This is a genomic window from Phormidium sp. FACHB-1136, from assembly GCF_014697375.1.
In the GTDB taxonomy this organism is placed as follows: Bacteria; Cyanobacteriota; Cyanobacteriia; order Phormidesmidales; family Phormidesmidaceae; genus Nodosilinea.
In genome coordinates this window covers 31,408-47,821 of the sequence record NZ_JACJRS010000018.1, presented here as the reverse complement: position 1 = coordinate 47,821, position 16,414 = coordinate 31,408, and the positions used below count along the sequence as shown (strand labels likewise).

The 16,414-nt window shown below is 58.1% G+C and carries 12 protein-coding genes; 5 read left to right on the top strand and 7 right to left on the bottom strand.

What is annotated here, in order from left to right; all coding sequences use genetic code 11:
* The first annotated feature begins 421 nt into the window (after positions 1-421).
* Positions 422-1,504 carry a Gfo/Idh/MocA family oxidoreductase gene (locus tag H6G62_RS07790; RefSeq protein ID WP_190493743.1) on the top strand — a complete coding sequence of 361 codons (1,083 nt, stop codon included), beginning with the start codon at positions 422-424 and terminating at the stop codon, positions 1,502-1,504.
* 276 nt (positions 1,505-1,780) lie between these two features.
* Here H6G62_RS07790 and priA read toward each other — a convergent pair whose 3' ends face one another.
* Entirely contained in the window at positions 1,781-4,402 is a 2,622-nt protein-coding gene (gene priA, locus H6G62_RS07785) for a primosomal protein N' (RefSeq protein ID WP_190493741.1), read from the bottom strand.
* Positions 4,403-5,009: 607 nt separating this feature from the next.
* Here priA and H6G62_RS07780 point away from each other — a divergent pair.
* The 3 genes from H6G62_RS07780 to H6G62_RS07770 all read left to right on the top strand — a co-directional run bounded on the left by H6G62_RS07780 (position 5,010) and on the right by H6G62_RS07770 (position 8,048).
* Entirely contained in the window at positions 5,010-5,987 is a 978-nt protein-coding gene (locus H6G62_RS07780) for an RNA polymerase sigma factor, RpoD/SigA family (protein ID WP_199324826.1), read from the top strand.
* A 62-nt stretch (positions 5,988-6,049) separates the two neighbouring features.
* Positions 6,050-7,294, top strand: coding sequence for a glucosyl-3-phosphoglycerate synthase (locus H6G62_RS07775; RefSeq protein WP_190493738.1), 1,245 nt, complete (start codon positions 6,050-6,052; stop codon positions 7,292-7,294).
* 277 nt (positions 7,295-7,571) lie between these two features.
* A complete protein-coding gene (locus H6G62_RS07770; RefSeq protein ID WP_190493736.1) occupies positions 7,572-8,048 on the top strand; it encodes a hypothetical protein in 477 nt (158 codons plus the stop codon).
* Positions 8,049-8,141: 93 nt separating this feature from the next.
* Here H6G62_RS07770 and pdxH read toward each other — a convergent pair whose 3' ends face one another.
* From pdxH to psb28, 3 genes are all read right to left on the bottom strand, one after another.
* A complete protein-coding gene (gene pdxH, locus H6G62_RS07765; RefSeq protein ID WP_190493734.1) occupies positions 8,142-8,786 on the bottom strand; it encodes a pyridoxamine 5'-phosphate oxidase in 645 nt (214 codons plus the stop codon).
* Positions 8,787-9,128: 342 nt separating this feature from the next.
* Positions 9,129-10,049: a TIGR01777 family oxidoreductase gene (locus H6G62_RS07760; RefSeq protein WP_190493732.1), complete on the bottom strand. Its 921-nt coding sequence runs from the start codon at positions 10,047-10,049 to the stop codon at positions 9,129-9,131.
* 282 nt (positions 10,050-10,331) lie between these two features.
* Positions 10,332-10,709 (bottom strand): photosystem II reaction center protein Psb28, encoded by a 378-nt coding sequence (psb28, locus tag H6G62_RS07755; protein WP_190493730.1) that lies wholly within the window; start codon positions 10,707-10,709, stop codon positions 10,332-10,334.
* Positions 10,710-11,132: 423 nt separating this feature from the next.
* On the opposite strand from psb28, the gene H6G62_RS07750 reads away from it, so the two are divergent.
* Entirely contained in the window at positions 11,133-11,507 is a 375-nt protein-coding gene (locus H6G62_RS07750) for a hypothetical protein (protein ID WP_190493729.1), read from the top strand.
* Between the two features lie 23 nt (positions 11,508-11,530).
* On the opposite strand, the gene H6G62_RS07745 is transcribed toward H6G62_RS07750, so the two are convergent.
* The 3 genes from H6G62_RS07745 to H6G62_RS07735 all read right to left on the bottom strand — a co-directional run bounded on the left by H6G62_RS07745 (position 11,531) and on the right by H6G62_RS07735 (position 16,368).
* Entirely contained in the window at positions 11,531-12,280 is a 750-nt protein-coding gene (locus H6G62_RS07745; protein WP_199324822.1) for a TSUP family transporter, read from the bottom strand.
* A 46-nt stretch (positions 12,281-12,326) separates the two neighbouring features.
* Positions 12,327-15,131 (bottom strand): UPF0182 family protein, encoded by a 2,805-nt coding sequence (locus H6G62_RS07740; RefSeq protein WP_347239307.1) that lies wholly within the window; start codon positions 15,129-15,131, stop codon positions 12,327-12,329.
* A 172-nt stretch (positions 15,132-15,303) separates the two neighbouring features.
* Entirely contained in the window at positions 15,304-16,368 is a 1,065-nt protein-coding gene (locus H6G62_RS07735; RefSeq protein ID WP_190493723.1) for a serine/threonine-protein kinase, read from the bottom strand.
* Positions 16,369-16,414 lie beyond the last annotated feature (46 nt).

The following is a 16,414-nucleotide window of genomic DNA, read 5'->3' as shown; positions in this document are numbered from 1 at the left end:
GAGTCTTCTGTGCAAGCTGAGAATTTCGTCCGTCAGGTCAAAGAATACTTAGAACCGCTATATAGCGGTTCTCGCTTCAGTAAGATGCAAGCTTGTTTAGCTTCAGATTTCCCCAGGTTATTGCTGTAGAAGATTTACCTTGTACCCCTCTTATTAGGGGGGCTGGGGGGATCTTCGCGGTGTACTTTCTTCGAGTGGAACCCGCTCTATGATCTTTCTCAAACTCACCCGCTAGATCTCCAGGGAGATTCTGGACAAAGCCCACCCTATGCGTGAGTGGGGAGAGGTAGGGGTACGACAGATCTTGGTAGGATGGGCCTCTGGCGGTAAATCGCACCACGACTCATCCACTTCTCACCCTGGAGAAGAAGTGGGGTATCACGTTGGTTTTAGAGATCGGTTAGTTAAGGAAAAAACAGCGATGGCAACCACACTAGGCGTCGGCGTTTTGGGCACTGGGTTTGGCCAAAAGGTGCATATCCCCGGCCTCCAGGCTCACCATCGCACCGAGGTTGTGGCTGTCTACCACCGAGACTTGGCCCAGGCCCAGGCGGTGGCGGAAGCCCACCACATCCCCCACGCCTGCGATAGTGTGGATGCCCTGCTCGCCTTACCAGAGGTACAGGCCGTTACCGTGGCCACGCCGCCCTTTTTGCACCACGCCATGGCCACCGCCGCCCTCAAGGCTGGAAAGCACGTCCTGTTAGAAAAACCGACGGCCCTCAATGTGGCTGAAGCCCTGGAAATTCAAGCCCTGGCCCAGCATCACCAGCGGGTGGTGACGCTCGATTTTGAGTTTCGCTTCGTCCCGGCATGGCAGCGGTTGGCGGAACGCTTGGCCGAGGGCTACGTGGGCAACCTACGTTTCGTCAAAGTGGACTGGACGGTGCCCGGTCGCGCCGATCACCGCCGTCCCTGGAACTGGTACGCCCAGAAAGCCCTTGGCGGCGGTGCCCTTGGAGCCTTTGCCTCCCACAGTTTCGACTACCTAACCTGGCTATTTGGCCCCATCGAACGCCTCAGTGCCCGCCTCAGCACCGCCATTCCCCAACGCCACGACCCCGCCAGCGGCACCCTCAAACCCGTGGATGCCGACGATACCTGTAGCCTCACCCTGGATTTGGCCTGCGGTGCCCCCTGCCAGGTGGCGATTAGCTCCGTCACCTATGCTGGACGGGGCCACTGGGTCGAAGTCTACGGTGACCAGGGCACCCTCGTCTTGGGCAGCGACAATCTGACGGATTACGTCCACGGCTTTCGGCTCTGGGGCAGTCAGGGCGGCGCACCCCTCAGCGAATTGGCCATCCCCGAACGGCTAGACTTTCTCACCACCTACGCCGATGGCCGCATTGCTCCCTTTGTGCGCGTCGTCAACCACTGGGTGAACGACATCGACCAAGGCCAAACCACCGCTCCGTCCATTGTGGAAGGGGTGCTCTCCCAACGGCTGATGGACGCTGCCCACCAGGCCCACCAAACCAATGCCTGGATCAATTTAAGTTGATTAAGCGCCAAGCTTATGGGTTTAGGAACTGTGGGAACTTCCGTAAGCCCCTATTAGCTTGCTTTTCTGATTCGGTAAACTTATCACCCTGGATCCAGAAGAGCCCCAAAAGGGTAATCCTTTGAATGGAATGCTTGAAATAGTTGGGTCTAAAATAGCGAGGATAAACGAAATGAAGCGGAATGCTGTCGCGGCCTCCAGGATGCCTTGAATGGTCTCCCCTACGACAACTTCCGAGCCACCATGGATTACGATGGGGGCTTCCATCGCCCAGATCTAGGACAAATTGAGCGGATCGACATCAATGGTGAGGCTCACCGAGGTGGGGCACAGATCTCGCAGCGCCTGCAAATTGGGCAGGGGCAGCCCTGGGGGAAACTTCAGCAGAATTTGCCATCGAAACCGACGGGCCACCCGCAAAATGGGGGCTGGCGCAGGGCCAAGGCGGATGTGGGGCCAGCCTTGGAGGTAGGTATCGAGGTGCTGGGCGACGGTCTCGGCAACTCGCTGCACGGCCTGGGCGTCGAAGCTGCTCAGCCGCAACAGCACCAACTGACCCGCCGGAGGGTATTGCAAGATCTGGCGTTGCTCCCACTCGGTGGCAATAAAGGGCTCGTAGGCGTGGTGGGTCACCGCTTCGATAACGGGATGCTCCGGCGTGTAGGTTTGCAGCAGGACTTGGCCCGGTTGGTCGCCCCGTCCGGCCCGCCCCGCCACTTGGATCAACACTTGCATAGCCCGTTCGCTAGCCCAATAGTCACTCATATACAGCAGTCCATCGGCGGCGATGATGCCCACCAGGGTCACCTGGGGCAGATCGATGCCCTTGGTCAGCATTTGGGTGCCCACCAGCACATCGGCCTCCCCCTCGGCAAAGCGGGTCAGCAGGGCGCGATGGGATCCTTTAGTGCGGGTGGTGTCGCTGTCAAAGCGGATGCAGCTCAGGCCAGGGAACTGCTCCGCCAGGGCATTCACCACTCGCTGGGTGCCGCTGCCAAAGTGCTTCAGGTAGGGCGATCCACAGTCGGGACAATGGCGGGGATGGCCCTGCTGGTGGCCGCAATAGTGGCAGCGCAGAGTCATGGCGCTGTGGGCGTGGGGCTGATGGTAGGACAACGACACATCGCAATGGGGGCACATCATCACCAGCCCACAACTGCGGCAAGACACAAAACTGCTGTGCCCCCGCCGATGGATGAACAATAGCCCTTGCTGCCCCTGGGTCTTCATTTCGGTAAGAGCATCCTGAAGCCGCCGACTAAAAATACTGCGGTTACCCTGGTGCAGTTCCTCCCGCATGTCGATAACCTCCACCTTGGGCATAGGCCGAGCCTGAACCCGCTGGGGCAACGACAGATAGGTCGCGGGGAGGGGAGTCGGGAGTGGGCAGTCGGCAGTCGGCAGTCGGCAGTTGGGTAGGGGCGAGGTCTCCTCACCCTGAAGGATTTGGCGTTGGGATTCTGGGAGGGGGGATTGGGGGGAACTGAACTTTGAAGGTTGAAGGTTAAAGGTTGAGCTTTGATCACTGAGGTCTGAACCTCGAAACCCAGGATGGCACTGCACCCAGGTTTCTAAGGAAGGGGTAGCAGACCCCAAAATCAGAGGACAGTTTTCCAGTTCGGATCGCCACTGGGCAACGGTGCGGGCATGGTAGCAGGGGGTCACGTCCTGTTTATAGCTGCCATCGTGTTCTTCGTCGAGGACGATCAGCCCTAGGTAGCGCAGGGGCAGAAAAATGGCCGACCGGGTGCCCACAATCACCAGGGGATTTCCCGGTTGCAGGCATTGTCGCCAGGTGTCGTAGCGTTCGCCATCGCTGAGGCCACTGTGGTACACGCAAACCTGGGAGCCAAACCGCCGCCGAAAGCGATCCGTCAGTTGGGGGGTGAGGCCAATTTCCGGCACCAGTACCAAGGCGGATTGACCCGCCGCCAGCCGAGGCGCAATGGCCTGAAGATACACCTCGGTTTTGCCCGACCCCGTCACCCCATGGAGCAAAAACTGGGCTGCTCCATGGGTTTGGGTAATCGCGGCTAGTACCTGGGCCTGGGGAGGGGTCAATGCCTTGGGTTGGTCGGCGGCGAGGGCGGGAACCGTTTCGGTACGTAGCCGTTCGCGGGGGGCAATGGCCAGATACCCCTTTTGGGCCAGCCGCTTCAGGGTAGCGCTGGTGGTTTGGCACCGCTGGAGGGCATCGCTGAGCCACAGATCGCCGCCGTGGCGTTTCAAAATCGTTAAGATTTCCGCCTGCCTAGGAGTGAGATCCGCCAGATCCGCAACATCGGCCACCAGCGTAACCGCCTGTCGTTGCTGGGGTTGAGGCGGCTGGGGCGGGGCCAGGTAAGATTCTGCCCAGCCCAGTTGAATCAATTGTTGAATATTTCGGTAGGAAATGTTGTGCCGTTTTAGATATTGCCATGTATAATCACCCGTGGCTGAACGACGCAGGATCTCCAATAGAGTGATCAAGGCGGGCGATAATGACCCGTCAACCTGGGAGGGGATGCGTTCAGGACACAGCCGCAACCGACGCTGGGATCGTGCCAGCAACCCCGGTGGTAACGCCGTTCTAAGCACCTGAACTAAGGGTGTTTGGTACCGTTCGGCCACCCGTTGCAGTAGCGTCCAGTAGGGCGGTGCAAAAAAACGTTTCTCCACCACGCCTTCTACGACCCGAATTTGATCAGGGCTGAGATGAGGCGGTGGTGTGGTCAGCAGGGATAGGGCAATGGCCCCCACCTGTTGCGACCCAAAGGGCACCGTGAGAATGTCGCCCGCCTCCACCGTCAGGTGTTCCGGTAGGCGATAGGTATAAATCTCCGGTTGCCCCCCGTAGTCAACTAAAACATTGACCCAACTGGGTGAATGGGAAGCGGACTCGAAACGGGGCTGAACCATAGGGGCAACTGTCCTGGGTGTAATGCCAGTTTAAAGGCTGGAGCTACCTGGGTGCTCCCAGAATTTGGGTTAGCTATCTAGCCCTAAAAGCCTAGCGCCCACGACAGTGCTTAGGTCGGTTTTCCATGCTTAAGAATAAGGAGAAATGGACGACAAGGATTCATCAAAATGGCACAAGATTTTTTGAAAAATTCCCTTGCAAAATTGGCAAAGCTTGCTACACTACGCAGAACCACAAAGAAATGTTACATTGCCTGGGAATTTTCAGAAAAGTGCGTATTGTGGACTCACAAAATTACCTCTCCCAATCGTTCCCCACAGGCTAAAAGTTCGTGCTAGGGGCTGTCACTAATCGGGCAGTCTGATATACATGCTTCCAACCTGTAGCCATACAGATTTACTGACTCCTATGACCACTACATTTAACTCCAGCACAGACAGTTCTATCGGTTGGCCAGAGCACTCCCTCGATGAGTTCTCCAACGATTTTACTCGCGCTACCGAAAAATCTCCCCTGGCGGAAGGCGAGGTTGCCCTTGAGCATGTCGCCTGGGAAGAGGATCGAGAGGTCTTGGCCAAGTTTACCCAGGCCAGTGAGCTCTCGGAAATGGGCATCTCTGGCTACAGCAAAACCCTCAGCGATGACGCTGTAGGAGCCTTTTTTAAGGAGATGGCCCGCTATCCTCTCCTAGAGCCGAGCGAGGAGATCGAGTTGGCCCGTCAGGTGCGTTTTCTGGCTAAGGTAGACAGCGTTAGCGAAAAGCTCACGAAGGAACTAGGCCGTAAGCCCACCCGTCAAGAGATGCTAGCCAAACTGAACCTAACCGAAGCCGAGTTTAGTCAAAAACTCCACGATGGTCGAGCCGCAAAACGGCGAATGATTCGGTCGAATTTGCGCCTGGTCGTTTCTATCGCTAAGCGCTACCTAAATCGAGGCGTTCCCTTCCTGGATTTGATTCAAGAAGGTGCCCTTGGATTAAACCGTGCTACGGAAAAATTTGACCCCGACAAGGGCTACAAATTCTCCACCTATGCCTATTGGTGGATTCGTCAGGGGATTACCCGCACCATCGCCAACGATGCCCGTACCATTCGGTTGCCCATTCACATTGTTGAAAAACTGAATAAACTGAAGAAAGCTCACCGTGATCTGCGTCGGGATCTCCAGCGCAACCCCACCGAACAGGAGTTGGCCGATGCCCTCGATGTGACGGTGGATCAGCTCAGAAGTTTACAGCAGGTGCGCCGCCGTTCTTTGTCCTTAAACCACCGAGTGGGCAAAGGCGAAGATACCGAACTCATGGAACTGCTAGAGGACAGCCGCACCCAATCGCCGGAATCTCAAATTAGCGAAAATATGATGCGCCAGGAGATTACCAGTGTTCTCGCGGAGGTGCTGACCGAGCGTGAAAAGGAAATCATTGCCCTGCGCTACGGCCTCACCACAGGCGAAACCCACACCCTAGAAGAGGTGGGCGGTATTTTCAACCTGTCGCGGGAGCGGGTGCGCCAAATTCAAACCAAGGCCATGCGTAAATTGCGCCGTCCCCAGGTGGCTTCTCGCCTGAAGGGCTGGCTGAAGTAGTCATGCTGACTACCCCGGTCATGCGATGCCCCTATGATTGAGGCAATCGTTGGGGAGTTGGCATGGATTATAAGCAGGAACTGATTACCACCATTCACGATTTGGGGGGAGATCTAGATCGCCTCGAGACCAGGCTGACGGAACTCAGCCAGCATCACCCCACCGCCGTGCTCATTCCCTCCCTCTATGAGGAACTAGAGCGGCCCGCCCTAGCCACCATTCGCGACCACCTCAGCCAATGCCCCTTTGTTAACCGGGTCGTCATTTGTCTCTATGCCGACAGCGTTGAGCAGTATCGGCGGGCGGTGGACTTTTTTGCGCCCCTGCCCCAGCCCACCTGGGTACTGTGGGAAAACGGCCCGGCCATTACGGCCATTCTGCAATTTTTAGCGGATCAGGGACTCGATTTGCTGCAATTTCGCGGCAAGGGGCGGGCGGTGTGGTTGGGCTTAGGGGTGGCGTCCTTGGATGCGGTGGCCATTGCCCTCCACGATGCCGACATCACCACCTACGACCGCACCTATCCCCTCAAGCTGCTCTACCCGCTGCTAGAGCAAGAATTTGGTATCGCCTTCTGCAAAGCCTACTACGCCCGCATTGGCCACCAGCGTCTCCATGGCCGAGTAACGCGGCTGTTTGTAACGCCCTTGATTACCTCCTTGATGGAAGTCTTCGGCTACCGCGATTATCTGCGATACTTGAACGCCTACCGCTATCCGCTATCGGGGGAATTTGCCCTGACCAGCGATTTGGCCTTGAATACGCGCATTCCAAGCAACTGGGGCTTAGAAGTAGGACTGCTGGCGGAGGTCTACCGCAACGTGGCCCTGAAGCGCGTGGCCCAGGTAGATTTGGGCATTTTTGAGCACAAACACCAAACCCTGGGGCAATCCACCAATGTGGGTCTGCAAAAAATGTGCCGCGACATTTTGCAATCTATTCTCCGCACCCTCACCGAAACCGAGCAGGTGGTGATCGGCCCCGACCACATTCGCAGCCTACGCATTAAATTTCGGCGCGAGGCCCAAAACCTGGCCCGTCAGTATTTTGTGGATGCCCGCTTCAACCACCTCGACTATGACCGTCACCAAGAAGAAGTCACTATCGAGACCTTTGAGCAGGTGATTGTCTCCGCCGGACAGCAATATCTAGATGACCCCACCGGAACCCAAATCCCCGACTGGACAAGGGCGCTTGCCGTTAATCCCGACCTGCGGGAACAATTGCTCGATGCCGTTCTGTCTGACATGGCCCAGGCTCGATCCGTCCTCCCCAGCCCAGAACCACCTACCCCAGCCCTCAGTTAGTCTCAGCACCCAGCATTGCTATCCCGGCTGGCACAGAACGCCGCGCCAAAACCCGCGCAGGTCGCTATCATGGGGCACGGGTTCCCTGGTGACCACAATGGGATGCCCGCTACTGTGAGGTAACGTGATGGCCGCATTATCCCTAGGGAAACGCTCAAGGGGGACGAGTTCCATACTCAGGCGGGGAGCTCAGGGGAGCCTGGGCTTAGGGATAGCCCTTGCTGCGGTAGGAAGCTTAGCCCTACCCAGTCTGGCCATTCCGGGGCAATCCGTTCGTGTGGCAGAATCTTGGATTCGCAACAACCCCACCCTCAGCCCTGCGCCCAACGAGCGCCTCAGCATCAACCGCACCCCCAGCCCTGGGCAGCGGTTTTCCTTCCAGGCCAGCCTCTTTCCGGTGGCGGGAGGAATGCCCGACAATGCCCGCCGCATCATCCGCACCGAGCGCTTTACCCTGGTAGACCACGCCAACGACATCACGGTAGACCGCCTAGAGGAATCCTTGCGGCTAATCTACGGCCCCCAAATTTTTAACGACTACCGCCAGGGGCAAATCCTGTTTGAGTACCCCACCGATCAGGCCACCGAGAACCCGAATCTCACCCTGGTCGGAGCGGTGCGCTCTGGGGAACGATTTGCCTACTGGTATGAACTGGCCTACGGCGAAAGCGGCACCCCCTACCTAGGTCGCATGGCCGTGTTTTTGAAGGAAGACTTGCCCATGTTGCGAGAACGCCTCGTCCCCACCCGCTAAAGGGTTGGTTGATCAACCCGGTTTCTCCCGTGGTAAAGCCCCAATCCCCTACGCCCTCCGCTCAATCAACCGGGTTTTTAGCTGTCCTGTGCCCTAGGGCGACAGCCGCACCACCTGCCAGCCCGATTCTCTATCTGAGGCAGGGGTATAGAGGAAACGGTCGTGCAGACGGCTGGGACGGCCTTGCCAAAACTCAAAGCTGGCGGGCTTGACGCGATAGCCACCCCAAAAATCGGGCAGGGGAATGTCTTGGTTGAGAAAGCGCTGCTTCATTTTCTCGAACTGCATCTCCAGCAGTTGCCGGGAGGAAATAATCTGGCTTTGCTGAGACACCCACGCCCCCAACTGGCTCCCCCTGGGCCGAGAGGTGAAGTATTTGAAGGATTCGGCGGCGGAAATTTTGCTGGCGGTGCCCGTAATCGCCAACTGCCGCTCTAGGGCATACCACGGAAACAGCAGCGACACCTGGGGATGATGCTCGATGTGTTGGGCCTTGCGGCTGCCGTAGTTGGTGAAAAACACAAAGCCGTCCCGGTCAAAGTATTTCAATAGCACTGTGCGCTGGTAAGGATGTCCTTCCGGCGACACCGTAGACAGCACCAGGGCATTCGGCTCTAGCAGTTTCGCCTCACAGGCTTGCTGAAACCACAAGGTGAACTGATCGTAGGGGTCAGGGGCGAGATCCGGCAGATCCAGCCCCCGCTGAGTGTAATCGCGGCGGAAATCGCTAATGTCCATGGGGAGTCGAGAGTGGGGAGTGGGGAGTCGAGAGTGGGGAGTCGGATTCAAACGTAGGGGCAGTAGATCGCAACGTCTTTGGATCGCTCACCCCCGGCCCCTCTCCCACGAGGCTACTGCTCATACCCATCTTGTTTTCGTGCTGTAAGTCCTTGGAGATCCCCCTAAATCCCCCTTAGAAAGGGGGACTTTGACTCCGGTTCCCCCCTTTCTAAGGGGGGTTAGGGGGGATCAACCCTAGGAACCCAGACTTGTGCATAAGCGGTAGCCCTTGGGGAGAGGGAGTTAGGGTGAGGGCCAGCCAGCATCCATGCACCATTTCATTGGATGAGAGCCACTCACCTAGGGCTTGACGATGTCAACTAGGGCGTCTTTCACGTCGGTGTATTGGTAGGTAAACCCGGTGGCGGCGGTGCGGGTGGGGAGAACCTGCTGCCCTTCTAGCACCACCTGCGCCCCATCGCCGAGGATGGTTTCGAGGACGAAATCGGGCACCGGGAGCCAGGAGGGCCGTTTTAGCACCTTGCCCAGCACTTTGCAAAAGTCCGCCATGCGTACCGGGTTGGGGGCCGTGGCGTTGTAAATCCCTTCCATGGTGGGATCGGTCAGGGCTTTGATGATCAGGTTCACTATATCTTCCAGGTGAATCCAGGAAAACCATTGCCGCCCGCTGCCGATGGGGCCACCCGCAAACATCCGAAAGGGGGTCAGCATTTTGGCGACGGCTCCGCCCATGCCCAGGACAATGCCCAGGCGAAAAATCACCAGTCGGGGGCCGTGGTCTTTCACCCGCTGGGCGGCGGATTCCCAGCCTTGGCACACTTGGGATAGAAAATCATCGGCGGCGGGGCTGGTTTCGTCGAAGGTGGCGGTTTCGCTGGTGCCGTAGTAGCCAATGGCGGAGGCATTCACCCACACTGTCGGCTTCGGATCGGCCTGGGCGAGGGCTTCCACCAGTTTCTCGGTGCCTACCACGCGGCTGTCTACAATGGCCTGCTTGTGCTCATCGCTCCAGCGCTCGGAGATGGGCGCTCCGGCCAGGTTCACCACCCCATCGCAGCCCGACAGCGCCCCCTGCCAAGGCCCAGAGGCCAGCGGGGTATATTCTACGATGGTCACCTTGGGAAAGGTCTCGGCTGGGAAGATTTTTCGTCCCAGATCGGCGCTACGGGTGAGCACCACTATGTCGTGGCCTTCCTCTTGCAGCCGCTCTACCAAACGACTGCCGACAAACCCTGTGGCTCCGGTGATTGCAATTTTCATTCGATACCTATGAACGGCGGCGTCTCGATGGCGGCGTCCCTGCGGGTCGGCCAAGACGCAGCACCAAACCGGATTCTAGGATAAACCATCCCAGCGGCAGGCACAGAATGGATGGATATGGCACCACGCTTCGAGGGGTATAGCAATTCTCAGGATGACTAGGCTGATGAATACAATCCCGCTCAGGCTGAGCTTGTCGAAGCCTTGTCACCGCCTTATCACCCTTCGACAAGCTCAGGGCAAACGGTCAATGTACCAAAATGAGAATTGCTGGAGAGGCATTTATGAGGAGGGCGGTTCTCCGTAGGCCATGCCATTAGCCTCGGCGTAGCGGTGCATGAACCGCATGAACCGTTCCCAGTGGTCTTCTCGGTCGATGGTGAGGGTGCATTCGACCCGCTCCAGGTCGTCGCCCTCGTCGCCGCCAAAGATAAACCGAATGCCGGAGGGCTCGATGGTAATGACGCCCTCCTCGTCCGTGAGTTTGAGGGCTTTGGAAAACTGGCTACGAAAGCTCTGGAAGGCTTCGATGGCCTTGAGTTGCTTAAACATCAGTAGTACCGTGCGTTCGCCCGTGTCGGCATTGCGTCGCAGGCTGACGTTATCGATGGATTCTAGGATGCCTTCGTAAAACTGTACGGTGGGAAGCTGTGCTGTCATAGGGCGCACCAGATAGCCATCACTCCATTATATCGGCCTCCATCAGCCCCATCGGCCCAATTCTCGTGGCATGGCGGCGATAGGCTCCCCATGACCGCCATGCTAGTTGCCCGGATCGCCCCATCGCCAGCCCCCAGCCCTCGCCCGCTCACCATAGAGATTCATTTATAAAAAAGGTCGATTGCTGAGGGAAAAATCAGGCAAGCGTCAAAAGCTTTGAAGCATAAGGGATTGCAGCGTCATGGACGCTCTCGGCTCTGCGTTACACGTTGTAACTCCGTGAAGTTATGTGTATAACATGAATCCTAGCTATCGAAAAACGCCGGGATATCGCCTCAGGTTTCCCTAGGCTGGCTCCATGCCTGGGCTAAGGTTGGGCTCCCCCAGCGGCATCGCATCGTAGATATCACGAGGGCACTTGGTTTGGCTGATCACACGTCTTCCCTTCCTATCAGGCAACGGCTCCGGGGCTGGGGCCAAATGGCCCGCCAGGTGATTGATCTGCGTCTGGCTTTGGTGATGGCTCTGTTGGCATTCGTCCTCGTCGTCAGCTTAGACTCCGCCGGAAACAAGGCTGAAGCGGCGGATTTGGCCAACTCAGCCTATTCTGCTGCCCCCACCGCCACGATGGTTGTGCCGCCGCTTTCCACCGCCCCAGAACTTGGCCTTGCCCCAGACACCCTGGATACCACCCATCGACTGCACCATGGTTTGATGACCAGCGCTATTCTGACCAGCAACCGCCTCACCGAAGCTCATTTATTTACAGACTTGTCTACGGACTTATCTACAGACTAGCCCGCTGGGGCAACCCCAAAACCTTAGGGAGGCGCTAACAGCAGTCTGAGGGCAAGGGCAAAGCACACCACCGTCACCATGGGCCGAATCAGCAACGCCCCGTGTTTTAGCACCAGTCTGCCTCCCAGCAGGGCTCCGAGTAACTGTCCGGCAAACATGGCTAGTCCGGCCAGCCAATACATCTGGCCAAACACCATGAAGTAAATCAACGCGGCGATGTTGCTGGTAGCGTTGAGGAGTTTGGTGTGGGCGGTGGCTTTGGTGAGGTTATAGCCGCATAGTCCCACAAAGGCGAGGGCCATGAACATCCCTGTCCCCGGCCCAAAGAAGCCGTCATACCAGCCCAAGAGCGGCGCAATGGTGAGGGAAAAGCCTCCGTGGCTGAGGCGGCGTGGTTGATCGATGGCTCCTAGGCTGGGCGAGAGGGCAAAATAGAGCCCCATGGCCATCAGCAGCAGGGGAATCAATCGCGCCAAGATAGCGGCGTCGATTTGGAGGACAAGCCACCCCCCCGCCATGGATCCCAGGAAGGTCATGGCGACCGCTAGACGATGTTCCTGGAGTTGGATGGCCCCCCGGCGCAGAAAGAACAGCGTGGCGGTGACGGAACCGCCCGTGCCCTGGAGCTTGTTGGTGGCAATGGCCGCTGCCGGAGGCACCCCCGCCATCAGCAGGGCGGGCAGGGTAATCAGTCCGCCGCCCCCCGCAATGGTGTCTACACATCCCGCCACCACCGCAACCCCAAACAGCAGCAAAACGGTGGCTATGTCCACAATGGGCGTTCCATGAATGGCATTAAAGAGGCTTCGGGAAAGAGAGCTAGGGCGTCTGGTCTGCCAGTTGTTGCAGCAGGGTTTCGAGCTGTTGTTGGGCTTGGCCATAGCGTTGCCAGTCGCCCTGCTGAAGGGCCGTTTGGCCATCCTGGTAGGCGGTGAGGGCGGATTGGATCAGGCTGGCCAGATCACTGGGCAAGGGAGCGGGAATGTTGCCGTCGGGGCTGTCAGGGCTCTCGATGACGGGAAGACGGGCCGCGCCAAAGATGGCCTCTAGGGCTTGGTCGAGGGTTTCCCGCATCACCACCTGATCGCCGTAGGACACAATCACCCGCCGCAGTTCTGGCAGTGCCCCCTGTTCCGCCCGCAGGTAGATGGGCTGGACGTAGAGCAGGGATTGTTCGATGGGAATCACCAGCAAATTGCCCCGCAGCACCCGCGACCCCTGCTGGCCCCAGAGGGTGATTTGTTCAGAAATTTCCGGGGTTTGGCTGATGCGAGCTTCGATCTGGCTGGGGCCAAAGACCAGTTCCTGCTTGGGGAATTCGTAGAGCAGCAGCCGACCGTAGTTGTCGCCATCGGATCCGCCCGCTAACCAGGCAATCATGTTGTCTCGGTTGGCGGGGGTGAAGGGCAAAATTTGCAGAAATTCCTCCCGCTCCAGTTTGGGCAGCTTCATGATCACATAGTAGGGGGCCATGGTTTCCAAGGTGCCGTCCTGGCTGTGTTCGGGGAAGCGCCAGAGGTCTTCGCGGTTGTAGAAGACTTCGGGATTTTCCATGTGGTAGGCCCGATACATTTGGGCCTGGATGGTGAAGATGTCTTGGGGATAGCGCAGGTGCTCTCGATAGCTGGCGGGCATGGCCTCGCTGGGCTGAAACAGACCAGGAAACATCTTCTGGTAGGTGGCTAGGACGGGGTCAGTGGTGTCGCGGACGAAGAATTCTAGGGTGCCATCGTAGGCATCGATGAACACTTTCACCGCATCGCGAACATAGTTGGCGCTGGGGGGCAGCAGGCCATAGCTCGGATCGGCCACGGCCAGCATTTCGCTGTAGCGGTGTAGGGGTTCGGCGTAGGGGTAGCGGTCGCTGACGGTGTAGCCATCCATCACCCACTTCATCCGTCCGTCCACCACCACCATGTAGGGATCGCTGTCGTAGGTGAGGAAGGGGGCCACCCGCTGCACCCGGTCGCGGATCAGGCGATGGTAGTGGATGCGGGAGTCGGCACTGAAGTAGTTGGAAATCAGGATTCGCAAGTTGCCTAGGTCGTAGGCGTAGGCGAGGCGGCGCAGGAGGGAATTCAGCGGTATGCCCCCCTCTCCGGTGTAGCGGTAGGTGGCGTTGGTGTCGCCCAGGGGATAGTCAAATTCGTCGGTGTTGGTGCCTGTGAAGATGTAGTTGGCGGTGTCCTCTCCGTAGTAGATGCGGGGCTGATCCAGGGTTAGATCCACCGTGGAATCCGGCGGCACATTGCGCAGGAAAAATTCTGGCATCCCGTTGCTGGCCGCACGGTTGACGGGGCTCATCACCAGGCCAAAGCCGTGGGTAAACTTGAGCTGGCGGTTGATCCAATTCTGGGCCTCCGGAGGCAACTGCGCCACCGATAGCTCGCGGGCGGAGAGCGTCACCTGGCGATAGTCGCCGTTGAGAGTGTAGCGGTCAATATCAACATCGCTGAAGTTGTAATACAGCCGAATCTCCTGGAGCTGCTTGTAGGAACTCAGGAGCGGCACATCGTCCCAGAGGCGAATGTTGCGTACCGTGGGCTGGTTATTGTCCAAAATCGCCCGATCCAGGGGACTATCGGCGGGAAACGGCTCCGAAATCACGTCCGTCAGGTTGTAGGCTTGGCGGGTGAAGGCAATATTGTGCTCAATGTAGGGCCGCTCCATGGTGAGTTCGTTCGGCTCCACCACAAAGTTTTGCTGAAACCAGGGGTACAGTCCATTCACCACAATCAGCACCGCCAGGTACAGCCCCATGCCCACAATCGGCAGGGAAAAACCACTGCGCCACAGGGCCAGTACAAACAGCACCGCAATGGCCAGGGTAACAAACCCCATCAACCAGTAAGCTTGTAGCCGCGCATGGACATCGGTATAGCCTGCCCCAAAGATCACGCCTCCCTCGGAATAGAGCAGGGAGTAGCGATCTAGCCAGAAGCCCACTGCCAGCAGTGCCGCCAGCAACGCCAACAGCAGACACAGGTGGGCCTTGGCTTCCCCGGTGAGGAAATACTTCCAGCCCCGCTCAGGCCGAATTTCCCCCTTCAGGCCATAGACCACTAAGGTCAGCAATAGCGCCCACACCACCAGCCCCAGCAGGTTGCTCTGTAAGCCCTGCCACAGGGGCAATCGAAACAGGTAAAAGCCGATGTCGTGGCTAAAAATGGGGTCAGTTTGGCCAAAGTCCGTCGGATTGAGGAACCGTAGCACCTGCTCCCAGGCCGCTGCCCCTTGCCATGCCGCTCCCAGAGCCAGCACCCCAATCGCCCCCAAACTGCCCAGGTGCATCAGTTGTTCAAACTGTTCCCGCTGCTGGGGGCTGCTGTAGCGACTGGAAAACCGATAGCTGCGTTCGCGGGTGATTCCCCTCGCCAGTTGATAGTGGCCCCACAGCCAGAGGGCCGTCAGGCCAAAGGTGCCCAACCCCAGCCCCAATTGCCACCGCAGCCGCTTGCCAAATACCGCTTCGTAACCCACCGACTGAAACCACCAGGATTCCGTCAGCAGGTGTACCAGGCTAGCTGTCCCCACCAAGATCGCGACAGCCACCAACAGCCAGGGTAGCCAGCGACCGCCGCGATAGGTGGGCCATGCGGATTTGGGAGGTTTGGAAAAAGTCACAGGAGCTAGCATACTGAGCGTTCGCCCTGATCCTAACCCAAGGGAGAAAAGGGGTTGACCCTTAGTAACGTTTTCTCAAGGGTGCCGTGGTCAGCGGGGGCATTTTTGGCAACTTTACCTCGGCGTCCTGGGCAACCTCCCCAGGGGATCGGGACACCTTCCGAGACACGTTCTACGAGGAAGACGTGCTTCGGTTGAAGCGCCGATTGCGCCAAGCCCGAATCGCTTGGGCCTGCCGTTGCACCGCCGTGAGGTATTGGGTTGTGGATAACTCCTCCGTGGGGGCGGGGGGCGGGGCCGACCGGGTGGTGGATAGGCATTGCACCAAGCTATCAAGGTGAGGTTCTAGGGCCAAATCCCGCACCAAATGATCGATGGATTCGTAGCGGTCGGTTGGGTCAGGGCGCAGCATTTTGTCCAAGACGGTGGCAAAGTGATCGCTGACGGTGACGGTGTGTCGCCAGCGCACTTGGCCCGTTTTAGGGTCACCCTCAAACTCCGATGGGGTGCGGGTGGTCAGCATAAACAGACAAGTCATCCCCAGGGCATAGATGTCGCTGCTGTAGCAGGGGCGCAGGGCCAACTGCTCCGGCGGAGCAAACCCCGGTGTACCCACAAACTGACTGACGGGAGCCTGGTGGGCGTGGGCGTCTTCCAGATCGGTCAAAAATTCTCGCACGGCCCCAAAGTCAATCAACACCAGGCGACGATCAAACTCGCTGCGGATGATGTTGGGGGGCTTGATGTCGCGATGAATGATGCGGTTGCGGTGGATAAACTGCAATACCGGGATCATTTCCTGCAAAAAATACTTCACCTGGGCCTCGGTTTGGCGGCCTTGCTTGCGCACCTCCTGGGCAATGGTTTGGCCTTGGATGTACTCTTGCACCAGGTAAAACTCGCCCTGGATGGTGAAATAGTCCAACAGGCAGGGAATTTGGGAGTGGCTCCCTAAATTGGCTAATACTTTGGCCTCTCGACGAAACCGCACCTTGGCCCGCTCTAGGGCTAAATTGTTTTGGGTGCGGGGAGACAACTGCTTAATCACACAATAGGGGTGGCTGGGCAGGTTCATGTCCTGAGCTAGGTAGGTGACGCCAAAGCCGCCCTGCCCCAGGGATCGCAACACTCGATAGCGCCCACGAAAGAGGGCTTGGGATTGATAAAACGCCCCAATTTCACCGCTAAAGCTGCGGTCATGGTTCCCATTTGAAGATCGGGCAACGGGGTCTGACATGGGAAAAGCCTAGGGCAGCGGAACAGGGTAGGCCAAGAAAATCGCT

What these genes read in the sequence shown, in the direction of transcription:
- psb28 (WP_190493730.1), bottom strand. Translation starts at nt 10,709, where the DNA reads ATGACAGCACAGCTTCCCACCGTACAGTTTTACGAAGGCATCCTAGAA.
- pdxH (WP_190493734.1), bottom strand. Translation starts at nt 8,786, where the DNA reads ATGGACATTAGCGATTTCCGCCGCGATTACACTCAGCGGGGGCTGGAT.
- H6G62_RS07760 (WP_190493732.1), bottom strand. Translation starts at nt 10,049, where the DNA reads ATGAAAATTGCAATCACCGGAGCCACAGGGTTTGTCGGCAGTCGTTTG.
- H6G62_RS07775 (WP_190493738.1), top strand. Translation starts at nt 6,050, where the DNA reads ATGGATTATAAGCAGGAACTGATTACCACCATTCACGATTTGGGGGGA.
- H6G62_RS07790 (WP_190493743.1), top strand. Translation starts at nt 422, where the DNA reads ATGGCAACCACACTAGGCGTCGGCGTTTTGGGCACTGGGTTTGGCCAA.
- priA (WP_190493741.1), bottom strand. Translation starts at nt 4,402, where the DNA reads ATGGTTCAGCCCCGTTTCGAGTCCGCTTCCCATTCACCCAGTTGGGTC.
- H6G62_RS07735 (WP_190493723.1), bottom strand. Translation starts at nt 16,368, where the DNA reads ATGTCAGACCCCGTTGCCCGATCTTCAAATGGGAACCATGACCGCAGC.
- H6G62_RS07780 (WP_199324826.1), top strand. Translation starts at nt 5,010, where the DNA reads ATGGGCATCTCTGGCTACAGCAAAACCCTCAGCGATGACGCTGTAGGA.